The organism is Pseudoalteromonas sp. '520P1 No. 423' (assembly GCF_001269985.1).
GTDB lineage: Bacteria > Pseudomonadota > Gammaproteobacteria > Enterobacterales > Alteromonadaceae > Pseudoalteromonas.
In genome coordinates, this window is record NZ_BBZB01000001.1 from 3,938,296 (window position 1) to 3,956,647 (window position 18,352).

Genomic DNA, 18,352 nt, shown 5'->3' on the forward strand with positions numbered 1-18,352 from the left:
GCTCCATTGTGCCCACCGCACAAATTTAAAGTATTTAAGGATTAAGTCTCGTGTTACTAGTAAAACAAGGCCGGTCTCCGGGCTGAATAACAGTCTATAAACTGATATATCACCGTTGCGGGGGCAGCGTTGGATTAAAGTAACGTCCTAGTTATTTTTATCACCAACTTCCCGATTATCCATTCACTTAAAGATAAATACTCCCTATCGCCCTGGGAATGTTTAAATCATTGAATAGCACCTCGAATCAAAACCTATTTATTAAAATAGGTAATAACGGCGCGTATTGTGATGATAAGTGGATAAAAAGTCAATGGACGTTTGGACGTCTAATGCTCGATTGAGTTTAAATACGTTTACTTTAATAATCAGCCAATAAAAAAGCCTCGTAATTACGAGGCTAAGTTTAAACGACTTATTTAAGCTGAATTTATTTATAAGCCTCAGCCACAGCCTCCTCGACCAGCTTTTCTAGTTGCTTATAACCAAAGCTAATTAAAGGTTTACCGTTTACAAAAAACTCTGGTGTCGCTCTAATTTGTAATGTTTGACCATCTTTTATATCTTGCTCAATTATTCTAGCTACTTTAGCGCTTTGGTAATCGGCTTCAAGTTTCGCATGATCTAACTCCAAAGTTTTTAATCCTGCTAAAGCATGTTGTGGATTAGAGACATGGTGTTCAACCCAACGATTTTGATTGCCAAATAAAAGTTCAACTGCAGGCCAAAACTGCCCTTGCATATGTGCTGCTTCAAGCATTTTAACCACATCACCCGAGCCTTCATGCAATGGTGCATAACGCATCATTACTTTCACTTTACCTGGGTATTTCTTTACTAAGTCATTAACAAAAGGGTAAAACTGACTACAGGTACCACACGCAGGATCAAAAAATTCAACAATCGTCACTTTTGCTTTTTTATAGCCTTTAATCGGTGCATTTTTTTATTCATGATGATTCCTTGAAGATTGAATATGAGATAATAAAAGTAAAATACCTAGAGTTGTAAAAGTAAGTAATGACATCATAGCCATATTTAAAAAACCCAATACGTTTAAGTGAGTTTCAGAGCAAGGAATGCCTGCAACACAAGGCTGTGCACTTTGCGGAATAAAACCTGTAATTAAAAGCACATGAAAGAGTGCAGTAAGCCAACCAAAAACGACTCAGGCACCAGCAAAACGTACGACTTTGGGATCAAAAGGAAATAATGCTAATGGTAGTATTAACACTAAAGGATACAGTGCAATACGTTGATACCAACATAATACACATACAGGAAGCTTTAGCACTTCACTGAAAAACAAACTAATTAATGTACCGTTTGTTGCTAAAAACCAAGCAAAAAAGAGTAGGTACCAGCTTTTAGATATGGGTTCAGTAGGTGTTGAATTTTTCATTACGCCTCAATTATAAATATAGGGCTTATTTGATTTGAACGAGTGAAGCGATCTTCACTCGTTAATTGGGCTTTTAGTCTCTAAAGTTTTTAAATTGGAAAGGTTGACCTAATTCAGATGTACGGATAAGTTGCATTGCTTGTTGTAAATCATCACGCTTTTTACCAGTAACACGTACTTCATCACCTTGAATGGCTGATTGCACTTTTAATTTGGCATCTTTGATTGTTTTAACAACTTTTTTAGCCATATCTTGCTCAATACCTTGCTTGATAACAACTTGTTGGCTGTAAGTTTTTCCTGTATGAACAACGTCTTCTAGTTCAAAACTTTTTACATCTAAACCACGTTTTACCGCTTTACTTGCTAATATCTCAAACATTTGCACTAATTGAAATTCAGCATCCGCTTTCATTAAAATCGTTTCTTTAGTGAGCTTAAATGAGGCTTCTACACCTCGAAAGTCGAAACGCGTTTCTAATTCACGATTAGCATTATCAACTGAGTTTAAAGCTTCTGTCATTTCAACTTCAGATACGATGTCAAAAGAAGGCATGGTTTTCTCCAAAATAATTTATTCAAATCTATAGTATATGAATTATACCCATGCGTTATAAATTGAACAAAGCTTTACTGTATTTTGTTTGATATAATCACAATCCTTATCAACTTTAATGGAATAATTTGTGACTCGTCGTTTATATCAAGCGCTGTTTTTAGCTGTACTAATAGCGTGTACCGCATTATTCGCAAAAGAAGTTAAAACCGTTGCTATATTATTTCCCCATATAGATAAAGTCGCCCACTTTGGTATTTTTGTTGTTTTAGCAGGTATTATGCACCGTGCATTTAAAGCACCTATTTGGATACACATTCTGCTATTAGCCAGCTATGGTGCAGGCATTGAAATGATGCAAAGCACCCTACCTCATCGCCAAGGTTCTTTTCCTGACTTTGTAGCCGATCTATTAGGTGCAATATTTTATTTTACTAGCTATTGGATTTGGCAAAAAAAATGCAAAAAAAACAAAGTGGAATAAGCTTAATTAAACCATCAAATATTCATATTATAGGTAAAGGTGCGATTGGTTTATTGCTAAGCTATTACCTAACAAAAAACACAAAAAACTCAGTAAAGCTTTGCCTCAGAGAAAGTCAAAAAAAGTCTATTTTCAAATATCAAAACAAAGATTTAATCCAAGATATCGCGCTGACTCATTGTAATAATCCTGATGAAAAAATTAAATTTTTAATTATTCCCACAAAATCTTATGATGTTTTAACTGCTTTTTTAGATGCAAAAGCGAGACTCACTGACAATGCTGTGATTATTTTATGCCATAACGGCATGGGCACAATAGAGCAATTAAAACCTCACTTAAGCAATAATCAAAGCCTATTCTTTTTAACAACCACTATGGGCGCTTATAAATCAGACGCAAACCATGTAATACACACTGGTTTTGGGCCAAGCACCTTAGGAGCAATCAACCAAGTTGCTATTAATAATCAAGCTCCAGTTTTTAAAGCTTTATCAAAATGTATTCCAAATTTAAGTTTATCAAATAATATTAAAAAGTTATTGTGGGATAAGTTAATGATCAATATTGCCATCAATCCATTGTCTGCCATTTATAATGTTAAAAACGGTGAGTTAAATCAGCCTAGATTTGCATTGAAAGTTTTTCAGCTTTTGCATGAAGCTTATTTAGTGGCAAAAAAAGAAGGTGTTGATATGCATTTTTCTAAAGTATTAATGTCGGCTTATACCGTGATGCAAGCCACAGCGCAAAACTATTCATCTATGAATAGAGATCATGCTTTAGGTAATAAAACTGAAATTTCTGCTATTTCTGGTTATATCGTTGAGTTAGCTAAACAACATCAAATTGATACACCAAATAATAAAAGTGTTTATTTAAAATTATCTTAAAAGGTCTTTAAAGCAAAAAAGCTTTCTAAATTAGAAAGCTTTTTTATCAATAATTTTGTTACGTCTAACTAAATTATTAGAATTTGTATTCCATGCCTAAACCTAAGTAGCTTTCATCTTCTGAAGAATCGTTATCAAAAGTAGAGTAAAAACCAAATAATTTAGTATTTTTAGCGAGTTTGTAATCAACACCTACAGATGCAACATTCTTTTTGTCGCTACCATCAAAATCAACTGTTTGGTATTGTGCTTTAAGTGTTGCTTTACCTAAACCGTATGCTGCATTTAAAACATAACCGTCAGCTTCACTACCACCTTCAGATGCTTCTTGAGTTTGGTATAAAGCACCTAATTTAAAACCTGCTACTTTACCTTGAACAGTAGCACGGACAGTATCATAACCTTTTACTTCACTGTCCATAGCAACCGATGCATAAAACTTAGACTTTTTAAGCTTGCTATCACCAAATAATAAAGCTGCTGAGTAACCGTTATCCGCATCTTTTTCATCTTCGGCAATAACTGTACCGATAAACTGAAAGCCATTCATTTTAGGTGTTTTATAAGTGATAGAATCACCCATACGGTTTTCACCTTTAAAGCGGTATTTTATATCAGCTTCAAGGTCATTAAATAAATCAATTTTACCTTGTGATTGCTTAAGTGCCGTATCGTTACGACCAATTAAAACCTCACCAAAACCGCCTTTTAAACCAACATATTGATTACGAGCTTTAAGATGATCATCGCTTGACTTGTCTTTATCAGACATATCAACTTGCCATTCCATTTTATAAACAACAGATAAGCCATCATCTATTTTTTGACCACCTTTAACACCAAAACGAGAGGCATTACTTTTAATTTCAGTGAAAGAGCCTTCACCATCATCAGATGATTGAACTGTTACATTAGCTTTACCGTAAACAGTAAGATCAGCAGCAATAACAGGTTGTGCGAATAAAGTAACTAGAGAAACAGCAAGTGCAGTCTTGGCCATTTTCATAATAAATTCCTCAAAGAATCAAATTAGTTAAGAAGTAGTTCTAAAATCTGGGCGTAGTGTGCCACGACTAGATGACAGAAATATTACAACTGACATTAATTTTAGTTCAAAAATAAAATTATTATAAAAACTACATAATTTAAATCAGTAGCTACATTATAAAGAAGTAGAATAATTTAATTTATATATTTTGAAAGGATAATAGTGACTTATAAACTACTAATAATTGAAGATACCCCCACAATTGCGAAAGTACAAAAACAGATAGGGCTAAAAATAGGCTTTGAAGTGGATGTTGCCGCAAGTTTGGCTGAAGCAATTGACTTAATTGAACAGCATAATTATTTTTGTGCTTTAACTGATTTTGTATTACCTGACGCACCTCATGGTGAAGCAATACAGTTAACCATTGGCGCTGAAATACCGACTATTGTCATGACAGGTAAACTAGACAATAGTACAAGGGATTATGTATCTCGTTACCCAATTGTTGATTATATTACTAAAGAAAGCCATCAAGCTTATAGATACTTAGAAACACAACTTACTCGTTTACCTAAAAATAAAGAGGTGCGTATATTAATTGTTGATGACTCTTTAGCAACAAGAAACCATTTAAACAACTTACTTATTCGCCATAAATATAAAGTTGCTCAAGCAGCAGATGGCGAACTGGCTCTTAAGCAGTTAGAGCAGCACTCAGACATTAAGGTCATTATTACAGATAATGAAATGCCTGTGATGGACGGTATTACGTTAACAGGGAGAATTCGGAAAAAATTTACTAACGACGAAAAAATCATTATTGGTATCTCAGGCACTAAAGATAATTATGTATCTGCGAGATTTTTAAAAAGTGGCGCTAATGACTATTTAAGAAAGCCTTTTTACCCAGAAGAATTTTATTGCCGATTAGGGCATAACATTGAAATGATGGATAATATTGCCACTATTCGAAAACAAGCTAATAGTGATTACTTAACAAATTTACCTAATCGAAGATATTTTTTTGAACAAGCTAAAATTATTTCAAATAAAAAAAAATCAAATAATAGAACCGTTATTCTAGCTATGATAGACATAGATCACTTCAAAGCAATTAATGATAATTTAGGGCACGATGTAGGCGATGAAGTGCTAAAAGGATTAGCAAAAATATTTATGACACTATTTTCAGATCAACTTGTTGCTCGATTAGGCGGAGAAGAGTTTGCAATATATTTTGATAACATTAATTTTGAATCTGTTAGAAATAGACTTGAGTCATTCAGGTCCCATATCGAAGAAATCACAATTCATGATGTCTCATTTACAATTTCTATTGGACTAACACAGCAAGCTAATTATGATATTGATGAAGTCTTGAAAATTGCAGATCAGCATTTATATACGGCCAAAGAATCTGGCCGTAATATCGTTATTAGTGACGAGGATTAACTTTTCTTTTTCTTGCTACTTAGAATTGCATCCCATGTGTATAGGGCTAATGCACTCCAAATAAAACCAAAAGTAACGAGCCTATCTACGCCCACTTTTTCACCATAAAACATCACAGCCAAACAAAACATCAAGCTAGGCCCAATATATTGAAAAAAGCCTAATGTTGAATACTGTAAACGTTTCGCTGCTGCAGTAAAACATAATAAAGGCAAAGTAGTTACGATACCTGCGCTTATTAATAATACGTTCAATTGCCAATTATTCACACTCAGATCAGCACTTGCTGAATCTACATAAAAGAACCAGTAAACCAAAGCGAACGGCACTAAAACTAATGATTCTAATAATAAACCGGGTAATGACTCTACAGCCATTTTTTTTCTTAATAAGCCATAAATCGCAAAAGATGTCGCCAAACCAAAAGCGATAATAGGAAATGAACCAAAACTAACAAGCTGAATGATCACTCCTAAAGCTGCAAGACCTACTGCTACCCCCTGAAATAACCTTAACCTTTCACCTAAAAATAAAATGCCAAGTAAAACATTAAATAAAGGGTTAATATAATAACCTAAACTGGCATCTAGCATATGCCCGCTATTAACAGCCCAGATGAATAACCCCCAGTTAAACCCCAATAAAGTTGAGGTGAGCAATAGCATTAACAAAAGCTTAGGCTGTTTAAAAATGCTCTGCACTTTATGCCAGTTTTTCTTAATCGCAATAATAAGCGCTATAAATACAAATGACCAAACAACACGATGCGCTAAAATTTCTAATGCTCCGATTGAGTCAATTAATTTAAAATATATGGGTGCTAATCCCCACATAATAAAAGCCGCTAACGCGTAATATATACCCTGCTTTTGTTGCGTACTTGTCATTAAATTATCACATCTAAGAAATAGGAGGCGCATAATATCCGATCACCTAGCATCTTGGATAGCTTTTCACTGGTTTTTTGAGCGATAAGATAAAAGAATAAAAGTAAACATAACAGCTTTGCATTAGCATTTTGTAATAAATTAAATACAAGATATTTTTTTATTCAATATAAACAATTTATTAGCTGTAAAACTATTACATAGAATGAAGTAAATTTACTTACAACAAGTAAAAGCTATTTATACCAATTCTATTAAGTTAGTGTTCTAATATAAATTAGGATAAATTTTCAAGAGCGCAGGTTTATAGCTCCAGACTGAACCTAAGTACCTGCTTCCATGCAGGCAACGTAGCTATTGTATATTTAGACCATTTAGATTGGTCACATATTTATTGGAATTGGTATTAATCATTAAATAAGCAAACAGATTTAAAGACAATCAAACTAAAAAACTCTAAAATGCCTTTTATATTTTTAGATAACAATCTGCCAGATCAATCAATGAGTGAAGCCCAAGAAGTTGCAGCACATGTAAACCAAAATAAATCAGCTAAGGATGTTCTAAAAGAAGTATTTGGTTATGATGATTTTAGAACTGGTCAAGATGTTGTTATAGATGCCGCAATGCAAGGCCAAGATACCTTAGTTTTAATGCCAACGGGTGGCGGCAAGTCTCTTTGTTATCAAATCCCCGCATTATTAATGCCTGGACTTACAATTGTTATTTCGCCTTTAATTTCTTTAATGCAAGATCAGGTTGCACAACTTAAAGCAGCTGGCGTATCTGCCGCTTATATAAACCAAAGCCAATCATACCAAGAACAACAAGAGATATTTCAACAACTCTATCGCGCTGAATTAAAATTACTTTATGTTGCACCAGAAAGAATATTACAAAATGCATTTTTAGAACGTATTAGACATTTAAATATTAGTTTATTTGCTATTGATGAAGCCCATTGTGTATCTCATTGGGGCCATGACTTTAGACCTCACTATTGCCGTTTACAGCAACTAAAACAGTATTTCCCAAATATCCCTATGATGGCGCTCACTGCAACTGCAGATACAGCGACTCGCCAAGATATTGTGATTCAATTAGCTTTAAACAATCCACATATTCATACTGGCAGTTTTGACAGACCTAATATCCGATATACGTTAGAAGAAAAATTTAAACCTTTATCTCAGTTATTACGTTATTTACGTGGTCAAAAAGGTCAAAGTGGCATTATTTATTGCACTAGTCGTAAACGTGTTGATGATATTGCAGCAAAACTATCTGATGCAGGTTATAACGCAGCTGCCTACCATGCAGGCATGGAAAACGAGCAAAGAGAATTTGTACAAACAGCTTTTTCTCGTGATGATATTCATATTGTAGTTGCCACTGTAGCCTTTGGCATGGGCATAAACAAACCTAATGTTAGGTTTGTAGTTCATTATGACATTCCTAAAAATATTGAATCTTATTATCAGGAAACTGGTCGAGCGGGTCGAGATGGCTTAGCTGCTGAGGCTATTTTATATTTTGATCCTGCTGATATACCTAGAGTTAAACGTTTTTTTGAAGATATTCAAGATGAGCAAAGAAGAAAAGTAGAAGAGCAAAGGTTTAGCGCCATGGCTAACTTTGCACAAGCGCCAACGTGTCGAAGACAAATATTATTAAATTACTTTTCAGAATATCAACGAGAAGCCTGTGGCAACTGTGATATATGCCTAGACCCTCCAAAACAATTTGATGGCACTGTTGTTGCGCAAAAAGCGCTATCATCAGTTTACCGTTCAGATCAAAGATTTGGGATGGGTTATGTAGTTGAGCTTTTAAGAGGCGCCAATACTGCCCGAGTAAGAGATAACAATCATCATGAACTATCTATTTTTGGTATAGGTAAAGAGCAATCTCAAGAATATTGGCTCAGCATTTTACGCCAGCTTGTTCACCAAGGCTTGTTACGCCAAGATATTACCTTAGGCTCAATTTTACGTTTAACAGAAGCTGCTAGACCCGTTCTCAAAGGCGAGTACGCGTTAAATTTAGCTGAACCTCGATTAAATGCAAAACACGTATATAAAGATAAATTGGCACGATTTAATTATGATAAACAGTTATTTGCCAAATTACGTGCGTTAAGAAAAACTATCGCAGATAATGAAAACTTACCACCTTATGTGGTATTTAATGATGCGACGTTAGCCGAAATGGCACAAAAACTACCTACCAATGATTCTGATTTTTTGAAGGTATCTGGTGTGGGGTTCACTAAGCTCACTAAATACGGTCATGAATTCTTAACAACTATTCAGGATTATCTAGCTAAAGGGTAAGGTTCTAGGTTCTAGGTTCTAGGTTCTAAAAATTAAACCACTTATTGTTAAGTGGTTTAATTATACCAATTCTATTAAGTTAGTGACCTAATATAAATTAGGATAAATTTTCAAGAGCACAGGTTTTTTGTTCCAGACAAAACCTAAGTACCTATATCCATATAGGCAAGGCGCTTGATTGAGCAATAGCTGGCTATTGGGATTGAAAGCACAGGTTTATAGTTCAAGACTAAACCTAAGTACCTACATCCATGCAGGCAACGCAGCTATTGTATATTTAGACCATTTAGATTGATCATATATTTATTGGAATTGGTATTATCTAATTTTATTTTAAACTTGCGTAATATGCCGCAATATTCTCCATATCTGCATCTGATAACATAGAAGCCATAGGCGCCATTACAGGGTCTTTACGAGTACCGCTTTTAAACGCTTTTAATTGTTTAACAGTGTAAACCGCTTTTTGTCCTGCTAAGTTAGGATACATAGGTATAGCACTAATACCTGCAGCACCATGACAAGCTGCACATGTTGCTGATTTTGCTTTACCTGCAGCAACGTCTGCTGCTTGAACATTAATTGCTGTTAACGCTAACCCTGAAACTAATAATAATTTTTTTATCATTTTACTTACTCACATTGCTTAATTTAATTGTTTGAATCAAATTAGTATAAGTGATTATGGGCACTTAATTAATATGATCATTGTTTAGTGTAGAATAAAACACTTAAAAAAACTTTGCGTTAACGCAAAAAAAGCAACTTATTAAGAAAATCTGAGAGTTATAGGAGTATTTTTGCAAAATACGACTCTTTTATTTTTTTATGTACTTAGGTAATGAAATGACAAAGATTCAATTTGATATTGAACATCAATTATTATTAATTTTAAACGATGTACCTCCGCAAGATGATGACTTTGAACTATGGGCTAGCATATTTTTACACCATGATGCTTTTTCAAAATGTGAATTTGAACAAGGTGCAGACATTCACTTAATGAGATTTATATATGAAAATCAAAGATTTAACCTTAACTTTGAACATTACAGTGAAAGTGTTTGGATCACAGCTGACGGTATAGAAGCCGAAGCATTATTACCTGAGTTATATCAGTACCTATTAAGTCATTGATATTCAATTTATTTTAGGTATTTGTTATAAACGATAAAGAATAGACGCTTAAATATCAAGCAAAAATAATCTATTACGATACACTATAAATATAAAAGTTATTGAACAGGTTATTTTTGCAATTAAACTATTAATAATATTATCAATGAGTTATTTATTTACATGTGCAATGCTTAGCTTTGCACAAGATGCCCCATTGCCAATAAAGTTAGCCAATAGTTGTAAATCAAAAACACCAAAAGATGGTAAGTCTAATGAAGAAGCACACGCTATATTAGATAATAGCTATACATTACCTAAAGCATTACCGGGTCTAAAAGTAGGAAAAATCACATTTAAGCGCCTCGATATTTTTGATACTTCAAACCCAGATGAAGATATTGCACTATTCAGGTTGGCCAATAAACTGCACCTTGCAACAAGAGAGGACGTGATAGAATCACAACTACTTTTTGCACCTGATGAACTTTATTCTCCAAAAATATTATTAGAATCAGAACGCTTATTAAGAAATGCATCTTATTTATACGATGCACGAATTACAGCTGAAATAAATTGCCATAACACAGTAGATATTAACGTCATTACTAAAGAGCTATGGACATTAGTACCCGAAATTAATTTTAGTCGCTCGGGAGGCGAAAATAAATCAAAAATTGGTTTTAGAGATTCTAATTTATTTGGCTTAGGTAAACGCATCTCTATATCAAAAACATCAAATGCTGATCGAGATGGATACTTATTTATATATGACGATCCCAATATATTAAATTCAAGGTATCGTAGCCATTTAGAATACTCAGATAACTCTGATGGCGAACACTATTATTTTGACATTAACTATCCTTTTTTTGCTTTAAGTACACCTTATAGCTATGGCTTTAAAACTTATTCAAATAGACGTACCGAGCAGATTTATAATCGTGGCGAAGTTATTTCTGAATTTTCACAAAACACACAAATCAACCAATTTCATTTTGGCTTATCATCTAGAGAGCAAACATGGGTAAAAAGAATTTCATTTGGTTATCAAATAGAAAAGCATGAATTTTCAGAGCTAATAAATTCAACAATCCCAGTCGCAGAAGATCGTAATCTCAACTACCCTTGGTTCTCTATTAGGTGGCTACAAGATAACTATATAAAAATAAATAACTTTGACTCTATATCCCGCACCGAAGACTTAAATCTAGGCTGGGATTTTTCAGCAAAAATGGGCTATTCAGATAAAAATTTATCTAATGATGATAATCGACTCATTTACCAAACATCTATAAATAAAGCTCACTTTCAATCAAAAGATATTCTATGGCGTTTTAATGCAGGGCTTTATGGGTATTGGAATTTTAAACATGCTGAAATAGAAAATGCGCTCTTAAGTTCATCAGCACAAGTACATTACAATACCAATCTAAGTCAATCTTGGTATGCAAAACTAAAAGTGCAATATAGTAAAAACTTAACCTTAGATAACCAATTAACTTTAGGAGGCGATACAGGTCTTAGAGGCTATCCTATTCAGTATCAAAATGGCGATCAAAGTGTCTTATTTAATATAGAAAAGCGCTATTATTGGGAGTATAACTTTTTACAGTTATTTAGCGTTGGTGGTGCTGCTTTTTTTGATATTGGCAGAGCCTGGTATTCAAATAAAGACAATGGCATTAATGGTGGCACACTCAAAGATATCGGTATAGGGCTTAGATTGGCGCCTTCTAAGGCTAATTCTAAAACCGTCATACATATAGATTTAGCGATCCCATTAGATAAATCAGAAGATGTTGAATCTGCACAATGGTTACTAACGGTAAAAAATACTTTTTAAGATATAAAACCCATTATTCATAGTCAGCTTCAATTGAGCATACATTAAATTTAAATAGCTCAATATCTTGACTCCAATATTCAGCTCGTCAACCTCCCTTTTGTTTTAAAGCAGTTACAAACTCTTCCACTGTTGCTAGTTGCTCCCACACAAAAGGTAAAAAAATAGCTCGTTTACTACCTTGCTTTAGCATGAGGCCATCTAATTTGGGCTTTAATTTTTTAAATAAGATATTTTCACCTAAGTTTTCCATTTCAACTAATTCAGATAAAATTGAAATATGAAAACTCACTGTTTTAAGTTCACTTTGGGTTAAAGGTAAAAAGCATGGATCTTCGCAGGCACTGCTATATGTATGATCACATAAATCTTTATACAAAGGTGCATCAGCAATATATGTACCCATACAACCTTTTAACCCCCCTTGTGTATAAAGCGTTACAAAACTCGCTTTTTTTGATTTAAAACTTCAGAGGTAGGAGGTATCGAGGGAATATAATGCTGTTTATTTATTGAATATGATAAAGACTTGCGTACTAATTTACATAACTGTGCTTTATCATAACGATTGCATTGTCACTTTAGTCAAAGCCGTCAATACTTTGGTCGACGCCGCATCCCTATTCATACTACCTAAAAAACGAATAAAAAATAAAACCAAACCAACTCACTACAAGCAAAACCCAAGGCAATGTACTTTTAAAATCAACACTTGATTCGACCTTAACTTCTAAAGTTGAATCTTCTTGAGATTTTGATTTTGCTTGTTGCTTTTTAAATTTATCTCTTTGACGAGACTTTATTTTTTGTTGTTTTTTAAATTCACTAATGCCTTTCTCTATACCTTTAGCAATTAGTTTTGTTTGCTCTTTAGTTTGTCCTGATTTTTGAATACTTTTGGCAACAGCCATTGCCTGCTGCTGAGTTTCGTTTGATGTTTTTTGATTCATTTTTTCTCTTATTTTTATTTAAGTGCGCAATCTTAATTGCCAATTTCCGCTATGTTCATCTGCACAATTTTCTTCGGTATCAAAAATAATTTGTTTTTCCGGTTTAATTTTTATTTTCAGTGAAGCAAGTTTCTTAACTATTAAATCTACCAAAAACACATCCAGTGAAGATGATTTAGCTTGAATCAAATCATCATTTGATTCAAATACACATACTATAGATAAACTAGCGGGAAACTTATCATAATTTACCTGATGCGTTAGCCACACAAAACCATCTACTTCTATTAGTGCTTGTTCGCAAACTTGATTTAAAACATTGCGAATATTGTTATCTATTTTCTTATCTGTTTTACGCATTAATTACTCAAAATTTAACATCTCTATACCTATTTTAAACCTGTTGCCTTACTTTAGGAAACCCCTTATTTATAAGACTTTTAAGATAAATTCATTATTTTTTACAAGTATTTTTTGCTCGTTTACGGCTTTTTCAGCAACAACAACCACACAAGGTGGTTTTGGTATTAAGTCTAATGATGGTAAATACAGCTTTAAATTTAATGGTAGAATTCAAGCTGATGCAGCTGTATATCACAGTGATGACATTGACTTAAATAATGGCACCGAAGTCAGAAGATCGCGATTTGCAGCAAAAGGCAACATAGAAGATTGGGGTTATAAACTGCAATATGACTTTATTTATAGTGAGGTAATAAAAGATGCTTATGTTGTATAACAAGGTTTTAACAACACCGAAGTTTTCATTGGTAGCCAAATTGAAGCTTTTACAATGAAACCAAAAACAAGCTCAAATGACGTTACTTTCATAGAGCGCTCAACAGTTATTGAAGCTTTTGGTTTAAATCGTGCAATTGGCGTTGCAGATCGTCAATGGGGTGATAATTGGAGTTTAAATTATGGTGTCTATGGACAAGATGTAAATCATTATAAAGGTGGAGATGAACAACTTAACTTTAATACTAGATTTAATTATGCACCTATTATTAGCGATGATAAGTTAGTCTCTTTTGGTGGGTCTATCGCCGCTATCAATTTGCCTGAAGGTGAAGTTTTACTGGTATTACCGCCACGACTTAATGCTATCGCTTGCTCGTGTTTAGATGCAGCACCTGTACTGTGTTGGTGTGCTTTAATATAACTACCATCAATAAATTCCCACTCAGTATCACTATTTTGTGCTAACGTTTTGAACATTCTCATTAATATGCCTTTTCTTGACCAAAGAAGAAAACGGCGATAAATGGTATTTTACAACCCAAAATATTCAGGCAAATCACGCCACGGACAACCAACACGTAAGCGATAAAGTATTCCTTCTAGCGTTTTTCGATGTTCAAGCCTGTTATAAACTCTATCTTCAAGCAATATAGCTTTTAGTTTCGACCACAGTTCATCAGTGGGCATTAATCGGGGCATGACAATCTCGTTTAGTTTGGTTTTGGCGAAGTGAATTATATGAGATTGTTACTTACGCTCAAAATTCAAACAAAGATCAACAGCCCCTAGTGAATAGTGACAAATTTAGTTAAATTAAGCTTAGACTTTTGTCTAGGTTTTATTGTTTAAAGTAATCCACTTTGGTTTAATTACTTATATGCTAAACAACCTGAAATTTAGATAAGATAATTTGCCCAATAACGCTATTTTATCTAAACTGGTTACAAAACTCTTATCCAAACCTCAGGTTAAATAAATTAAAGGAAAGCTTATGTTCATGGCTCATGGAGACTGGTCATATCATATTAAAGGCTCTGTAATGTACGTTGAATTAATAGGTCAATTCAACGTACAGGGATTGAATAAGTTCTTTCAGGAAATGTATGCTGCAACTAACTTCCTTCCTAAAAGCATCACAAACCATGCCGTGGTAAATTTATCTGATTGGCAGCTTGTTACTGACGATAGTCGAAAACTCGCAAAACAATATTTTGAAAATATGATTACGAGAGGCTACAAAAAAGTCGACTACTTAATGCCGAGCAATAACCTTGTTAAACATGTACTTATAGACACTTGGAAAGATATTGATATTGAAGTTAACTTTTACGACTCAATAGAAGCGTTTTTAAAAGTGAACCCTAATTGTGATTATGTGAAAAATTGGGTGGCCTATCAGAAAGAGATAAAAGAATCGGCCGCAAGCGACCGAGTTTAAAAGAGTCCTAACTAATTTCAGTGAGCTTCTTTTTTATCCAATTCAATCAATTAGTTTTGCAAATATTTTCGAATTGTATCTTCCGTTGCATTTCCAATTGTTTCAACGAAATAACTCTGAGTCCAAAGTTTACCTCCCCAGAAATAACATTTTTTGATATCTGGGTATAATTTGAAAAACTCTCTGGCTGAAATACTTTTTATCACCTGCATGATCTGACTTGGTTAAATCTTTGGCTCACTTCTTACCACCATATGAATATGGTCTTCAGGTTTTTCCAATTCGACTATATCTATATCGTAGTCATAGCCAATTTTTTTAATTATAATTTTTATCGCTTCACGCTAAGGCTCAGAAAAAACTTTACGTCGATACTTAGGTATCCACACAAAGTAATACATTAGTCTGAAAACATGATGAGAATTTCTTTAAAGTTTCATGTAGTGGATACGACAGACTGAGGCAAGCTCAGTCTACACTATTGAGCACGGGTGCAAGCCCCCAGGATTTTTCGCTACGCTCTATTAAATTTAGCTATTGAAATATAAAACGAATATTTTAAGAGGAAAGAAGCCCACTAGGGTAAGCAAGTGAGCTAAAACGAAGCTAAATAATATTCCGTTATGAGCTTCTTCATGAAACAAGTTAAGTATAGCTGATTTAAATAGTTTACACCTAAAGCATCTACAAAATTAATGAGAAATTATTATCAATACAATAAAACTGTAACTTATAAAGTTAACAGCTCACTTTTTGTTTATTACAACCAGTTTTTAAAACTGTGTAAATAATTGAATTTAAAAATTAAGATAATCCAAGTGGACAATATAAATGGCGCGGTAAGCGCCGGTATATTATAAAGCTGAAATAACCTCATAATTATCACAGATAAAATAATTCCTAAAATTGGTTTTATAAAACCGGCATATCTGCTCGAAACCGCAAACGCTACTAATAAAGCATTAAAACCAAAGAGGCATATGATACTCATATTTTTAAAAATTGTGTTTATAAAAACGATATTTAAATAAAAAAATTTCCCAGCCAAATTAGAGCTAAAACTCAGCAACCATCTATTGTTAAAAGCCGAACAACACCAAGCTAAAGCGGTACACTTGTAATTTAAATGTAAATAAATGTTGTTTTTTTAAACTTCACTGTATAAATTGTGATCGAAGGTCAAACCTCCAACCAGTAAATACATAATCAATTTACAGGAACACACAATGAAAAAAACAATAAAAACAGGACTCATATTTGCTTCACTAATGACTTGTGTCGCAAATGCCAATACAGGGTTAGCATTCATTCATGGTACCGGTAAACAAACCGATGCTAAAAATGACTACTGGACATCAGAGTTTATAGACTCTGTCAGACAAGGCTTACCTAACTCAAATAAATACACAGTCATAAACTGTGATTTCGATCAATTTATGTGGAATGAAAATGCTTCTGGTTGCTTAGCCCAGGGATTAACAGACTTCATTTCAAATCAAGGGATCACTGAGTTAAAACTTATAACACATTCAAATGGCGGCAACATTGTTCGTTGGATTTTATCTAATCCAACTTATGACAGTCGCTATCCAAATATCATTAACAAGGTAAAGCATACAATTGCACTCGCACCATCAAGCGGCGGAACACCCCTTGCCGATGCAGCTGTTGCAGGCAATGCTTTTGAAACCAGCTTAGGCTGGATATTAGGCTATGGCAGCGATGCGGTAAAACAGCAACAAGTGAGTTGGATGAACTTTTATAACCAACAATGGTTATTTGGCACCTCAGGTAGACCAAATTTGCAATCGACCTTTGAAGCCGTCGTTGGAAGTGATGTAGATTCCGCTTTTTGGGATGGCGATAGCTACTGTGCAGGCTATCAGTACCAAGTCGCACTAGAGGTGACTCAAAATTGGTTAGACAGCTGCTCTGATGGCTTTTTAAACTGTAGTTCACAATCTGCTGCTGGCAGTGTTTGGTTTACAGACAAAGAAAAATCAAATGGCAAAGAACCCCTAAGCCACCAGCAAAGTCGACGTAAATGTTTTGGTTTAGATAGCTTATTACGTAATCGTATTTAGGAGATAGCAATGAAAACTTCAAAAACAATAAATCAGTTATCTACAGCCGTCACATTAATAGCAATTGCGATATCTTGTGCTTCACATGCACAAGCTAACAACGATGAGGCGACATTTTATCAATGGCCATCTAGCTATAAAACAGATCTAACAACACAAAATAAAAAAACATATACCAGTAATGAATATTGGCAAGTTGTAACTGGTGCCCAGCTAAACAATGGCATTAAAGTGTATCTTAGCGATGCGTCTACTTTAGTGAAACTCACCCCTAAAGCAAGATTTGATCAAGGAGCAGTATTTAAGCCTCAAAATTTAGAACTTAATCACATTCAATTAGGAAATAACCTAGCGAGTAAGCAAAAGTTAGTACAGCTTGCAGCACAAAAAGAAATGGCATTAGCTGGATTTAAAGATGGCAGTATTGCTTTAAAAGTACAAAATGCATCACTCAATGCACCTAGCGTTTTAAAGTATGCTCAACCGCTTATTGCTGACGATAAATACATAGTGCATGTTAAAGATAAAAATTCAGCATTTAAATTAAACGTTACTGCTCCGCTTGAAATTAAAAAGCAATTTCAACCGCAATTAACAATCAAAGCTGAGCTTACTAATAAACAGTTTTATAATACCGATGTAAGTGCGCGTTTAATTAGCCCTTTAGGTGAATCTGTTGAGCTTAAATATAATCAAGGCAAGATAGATTTTTCTAATGAGTTAGAGCAACTAGGAGCAGTAAAAGGACTATACCAAGTAGAGCTTGATGTCAGTGCAAAACACTTAGCCAATAAAATAAAAAGAACCATCAAGGTGCCTTTTATTCAAACGGCCCAAACTGCAAATGTAGTGACAACAGATATAAACATTCAGTCTAACAATAAAGGTTTGATCAATGTAAATGTACCAGTAAACATTGCTCAAGAAGGTCGTTTTGCCGTAAAAGCCACTTTGCAAGGTTATACTCTGAACAATCAAAAAATAGATATCGCAACAGCTGAAGTTGCAAAATTTTTATCATTTGATGAAAGCTTAAATATGCCTTTTAAAGTCTCCACGCTAACAAAAGGCCCTTACTCTTTAAGTAATATTATTTTGACAGATCAAACAAGAATGATGGTATTACCGCAAACAAGTGTATCAAAAGCAATCATAGAACAAGATAAAGCTTGGTAATTG

General features: G+C 34.0%; 20 protein-coding genes, 4 pseudogenes and 1 riboswitch. Of the genes and pseudogenes, 11 read left to right on the forward strand and 13 right to left on the reverse strand.

From position 1 onward, the window contains the following. Window positions 1–50: 50 nt before the first annotated feature. A riboswitch (cobalamin riboswitch) is annotated at window positions 51–230 on the reverse strand. Between the two features lie 200 nt (window positions 231–430). The 4 genes from PSA_RS17935 to PSA_RS17945 form a co-directional block, all read right to left on the reverse strand. Beyond that, window positions 431–934: a thioredoxin domain-containing protein gene (locus tag PSA_RS17935; RefSeq protein ID WP_082305772.1), complete on the reverse strand. Its 504-nt coding sequence runs from the start codon at window positions 932–934 to the stop codon at window positions 431–433. 12 nt (window positions 935–946) lie between these two features. Further along, window positions 947–1,135 carry a hypothetical protein gene (locus PSA_RS26470; protein WP_231665288.1) on the reverse strand — a complete coding sequence of 63 codons (189 nt, stop codon included), beginning with the start codon at window positions 1,133–1,135 and terminating at the stop codon, window positions 947–949. A gap of 33 nt (window positions 1,136–1,168) precedes the next feature. Continuing rightward, on the reverse strand, window positions 1,169–1,402 hold the full coding sequence (locus tag PSA_RS26475; RefSeq protein ID WP_231665290.1) for a disulfide bond formation protein B: 234 nt from the start codon (window positions 1,400–1,402) through the stop codon (window positions 1,169–1,171). 73 nt (window positions 1,403–1,475) lie between these two features. Next, entirely contained in the window at window positions 1,476–1,958 is a 483-nt protein-coding gene (locus tag PSA_RS17945) for a YajQ family cyclic di-GMP-binding protein (protein ID WP_042147118.1), read from the reverse strand. A 130-nt stretch (window positions 1,959–2,088) separates the two neighbouring features. On the opposite strand from PSA_RS17945, the gene PSA_RS17950 reads away from it, so the two are divergent. Beyond that, window positions 2,089–2,442 (forward strand): VanZ family protein, encoded by a 354-nt coding sequence (locus tag PSA_RS17950; protein ID WP_042147115.1) that lies wholly within the window; start codon window positions 2,089–2,091, stop codon window positions 2,440–2,442. After that, window positions 2,418–3,335, forward strand: a complete 918-nt coding sequence (locus PSA_RS17955) for a ketopantoate reductase family protein (RefSeq protein ID WP_042147112.1) — start codon at window positions 2,418–2,420, stop codon at window positions 3,333–3,335. Before PSA_RS17950 ends, PSA_RS17955 begins: the two co-directional genes overlap by 25 nt. 76 nt (window positions 3,336–3,411) lie before the next feature. Here the strand turns inward: PSA_RS17955 and PSA_RS17960 are convergent, their stop codons facing one another. Continuing rightward, window positions 3,412–4,341 (reverse strand): porin, encoded by a 930-nt coding sequence (locus tag PSA_RS17960; protein WP_042147109.1) that lies wholly within the window; start codon window positions 4,339–4,341, stop codon window positions 3,412–3,414. A gap of 204 nt (window positions 4,342–4,545) precedes the next feature. Here PSA_RS17960 and PSA_RS17965 point away from each other — a divergent pair, with 204 nt between their 5' ends. Beyond that, window positions 4,546–5,778, forward strand: coding sequence for a diguanylate cyclase (locus tag PSA_RS17965; protein WP_042147107.1), 1,233 nt, complete (start codon window positions 4,546–4,548; stop codon window positions 5,776–5,778). Here PSA_RS17965 and rarD read toward each other — a convergent pair. Continuing rightward, window positions 5,775–6,665 (reverse strand): EamA family transporter RarD, encoded by an 891-nt coding sequence (gene rarD, locus PSA_RS17970; RefSeq protein WP_042147104.1) that lies wholly within the window; start codon window positions 6,663–6,665, stop codon window positions 5,775–5,777. The two genes, PSA_RS17965 and rarD, sit on opposite strands and share 4 nt — an antisense overlap. 503 nt (window positions 6,666–7,168) lie before the next feature. Between rarD and recQ the strand changes: the two genes are divergently transcribed. Further along, window positions 7,169–8,998 (forward strand): DNA helicase RecQ, encoded by a 1,830-nt coding sequence (recQ, locus tag PSA_RS17975; RefSeq protein WP_042147204.1) that lies wholly within the window; start codon window positions 7,169–7,171, stop codon window positions 8,996–8,998. A 328-nt stretch (window positions 8,999–9,326) separates the two neighbouring features. On the opposite strand, the gene PSA_RS17980 is transcribed toward recQ, so the two are convergent. Beyond that, the gene (locus tag PSA_RS17980) at window positions 9,327–9,626 is read right to left on the reverse strand and encodes a cytochrome c (protein WP_042147101.1); all 300 of its coding nucleotides are present in this window, start codon (window positions 9,624–9,626) and stop codon (window positions 9,327–9,329) included. Window positions 9,627–9,844: 218 nt separating this feature from the next. On the opposite strand from PSA_RS17980, the gene PSA_RS17985 reads away from it, so the two are divergent. Further along, window positions 9,845–10,135, forward strand: a complete 291-nt coding sequence (locus PSA_RS17985) for a DUF3630 family protein (RefSeq protein WP_042147202.1) — start codon at window positions 9,845–9,847, stop codon at window positions 10,133–10,135. 145 nt (window positions 10,136–10,280) lie between these two features. Next, on the forward strand, window positions 10,281–11,960 hold the full coding sequence (locus tag PSA_RS17990) for a BamA/TamA family outer membrane protein (RefSeq protein WP_042147097.1): 1,680 nt from the start codon (window positions 10,281–10,283) through the stop codon (window positions 11,958–11,960). Between the two features lie 88 nt (window positions 11,961–12,048). On the opposite strand, the pseudogene amrA reads toward PSA_RS17990, so the two are convergent. From amrA to PSA_RS18005, 3 genes and pseudogenes are all read right to left on the reverse strand, one after another. Further along, window positions 12,049–12,414: pseudogene (amrA, locus tag PSA_RS17995) on the reverse strand (AmmeMemoRadiSam system protein A); the annotation flags it as partial. A gap of 175 nt (window positions 12,415–12,589) precedes the next feature. Beyond that, on the reverse strand, window positions 12,590–12,910 hold the full coding sequence (locus PSA_RS18000; protein WP_042147095.1) for a DUF2956 domain-containing protein: 321 nt from the start codon (window positions 12,908–12,910) through the stop codon (window positions 12,590–12,592). Between the two features lie 18 nt (window positions 12,911–12,928). Beyond that, window positions 12,929–13,270, reverse strand: coding sequence for a hypothetical protein (locus PSA_RS18005; protein ID WP_042147092.1), 342 nt, complete (start codon window positions 13,268–13,270; stop codon window positions 12,929–12,931). Window positions 13,271–13,313: 43 nt separating this feature from the next. Here PSA_RS18005 and PSA_RS18010 point away from each other — a divergent pair, with 43 nt between their 5' ends. Continuing rightward, the gene (locus PSA_RS18010) at window positions 13,314–13,649 is read left to right on the forward strand and encodes a hypothetical protein (protein ID WP_059364977.1); all 336 of its coding nucleotides are present in this window, start codon (window positions 13,314–13,316) and stop codon (window positions 13,647–13,649) included. Window positions 13,650–13,661: 12 nt separating this feature from the next. Next, a pseudogene (locus PSA_RS25400) lies at window positions 13,662–14,072 on the forward strand (porin); the annotation flags it as partial. Here PSA_RS25400 and PSA_RS26480 read toward each other — a convergent pair. Then, a pseudogene (locus tag PSA_RS26480) lies at window positions 13,985–14,350 on the reverse strand (IS5 family transposase); the annotation flags it as partial. The pseudogenes PSA_RS25400 and PSA_RS26480 overlap by 88 nt on opposite strands. A 292-nt stretch (window positions 14,351–14,642) precedes the next feature. On the opposite strand from PSA_RS26480, the gene PSA_RS18020 reads away from it, so the two are divergent. Continuing rightward, window positions 14,643–15,089: a hypothetical protein gene (locus PSA_RS18020; RefSeq protein ID WP_052380056.1), complete on the forward strand. Its 447-nt coding sequence runs from the start codon at window positions 14,643–14,645 to the stop codon at window positions 15,087–15,089. Window positions 15,090–15,139: 50 nt separating this feature from the next. Here the strand turns inward: PSA_RS18020 and tnpA are convergent. Both tnpA and PSA_RS27290 read right to left on the reverse strand, forming a co-directional pair. After that, a pseudogene (gene tnpA, locus PSA_RS27285) lies at window positions 15,140–15,424 on the reverse strand (IS200/IS605 family transposase). 425 nt (window positions 15,425–15,849) lie between these two features. Then, a complete protein-coding gene (locus tag PSA_RS27290) occupies window positions 15,850–16,080 on the reverse strand; it encodes an urea transporter (protein WP_371257864.1) in 231 nt (76 codons plus the stop codon). Window positions 16,081–16,315: 235 nt separating this feature from the next. On the opposite strand from PSA_RS27290, the gene PSA_RS18030 reads away from it, so the two are divergent. Both PSA_RS18030 and PSA_RS18035 read left to right on the forward strand, forming a co-directional pair. Continuing rightward, complete coding sequence (locus PSA_RS18030; RefSeq protein ID WP_042147083.1) at window positions 16,316–17,173, forward strand: hypothetical protein; 858 nt, start codon at window positions 16,316–16,318, stop codon at window positions 17,171–17,173. Between the two features lie 9 nt (window positions 17,174–17,182). Next, window positions 17,183–18,349 carry a DUF4785 domain-containing protein gene (locus tag PSA_RS18035; protein WP_042147080.1) on the forward strand — a complete coding sequence of 389 codons (1,167 nt, stop codon included), beginning with the start codon at window positions 17,183–17,185 and terminating at the stop codon, window positions 18,347–18,349. Window positions 18,350–18,352 lie beyond the last annotated feature (3 nt).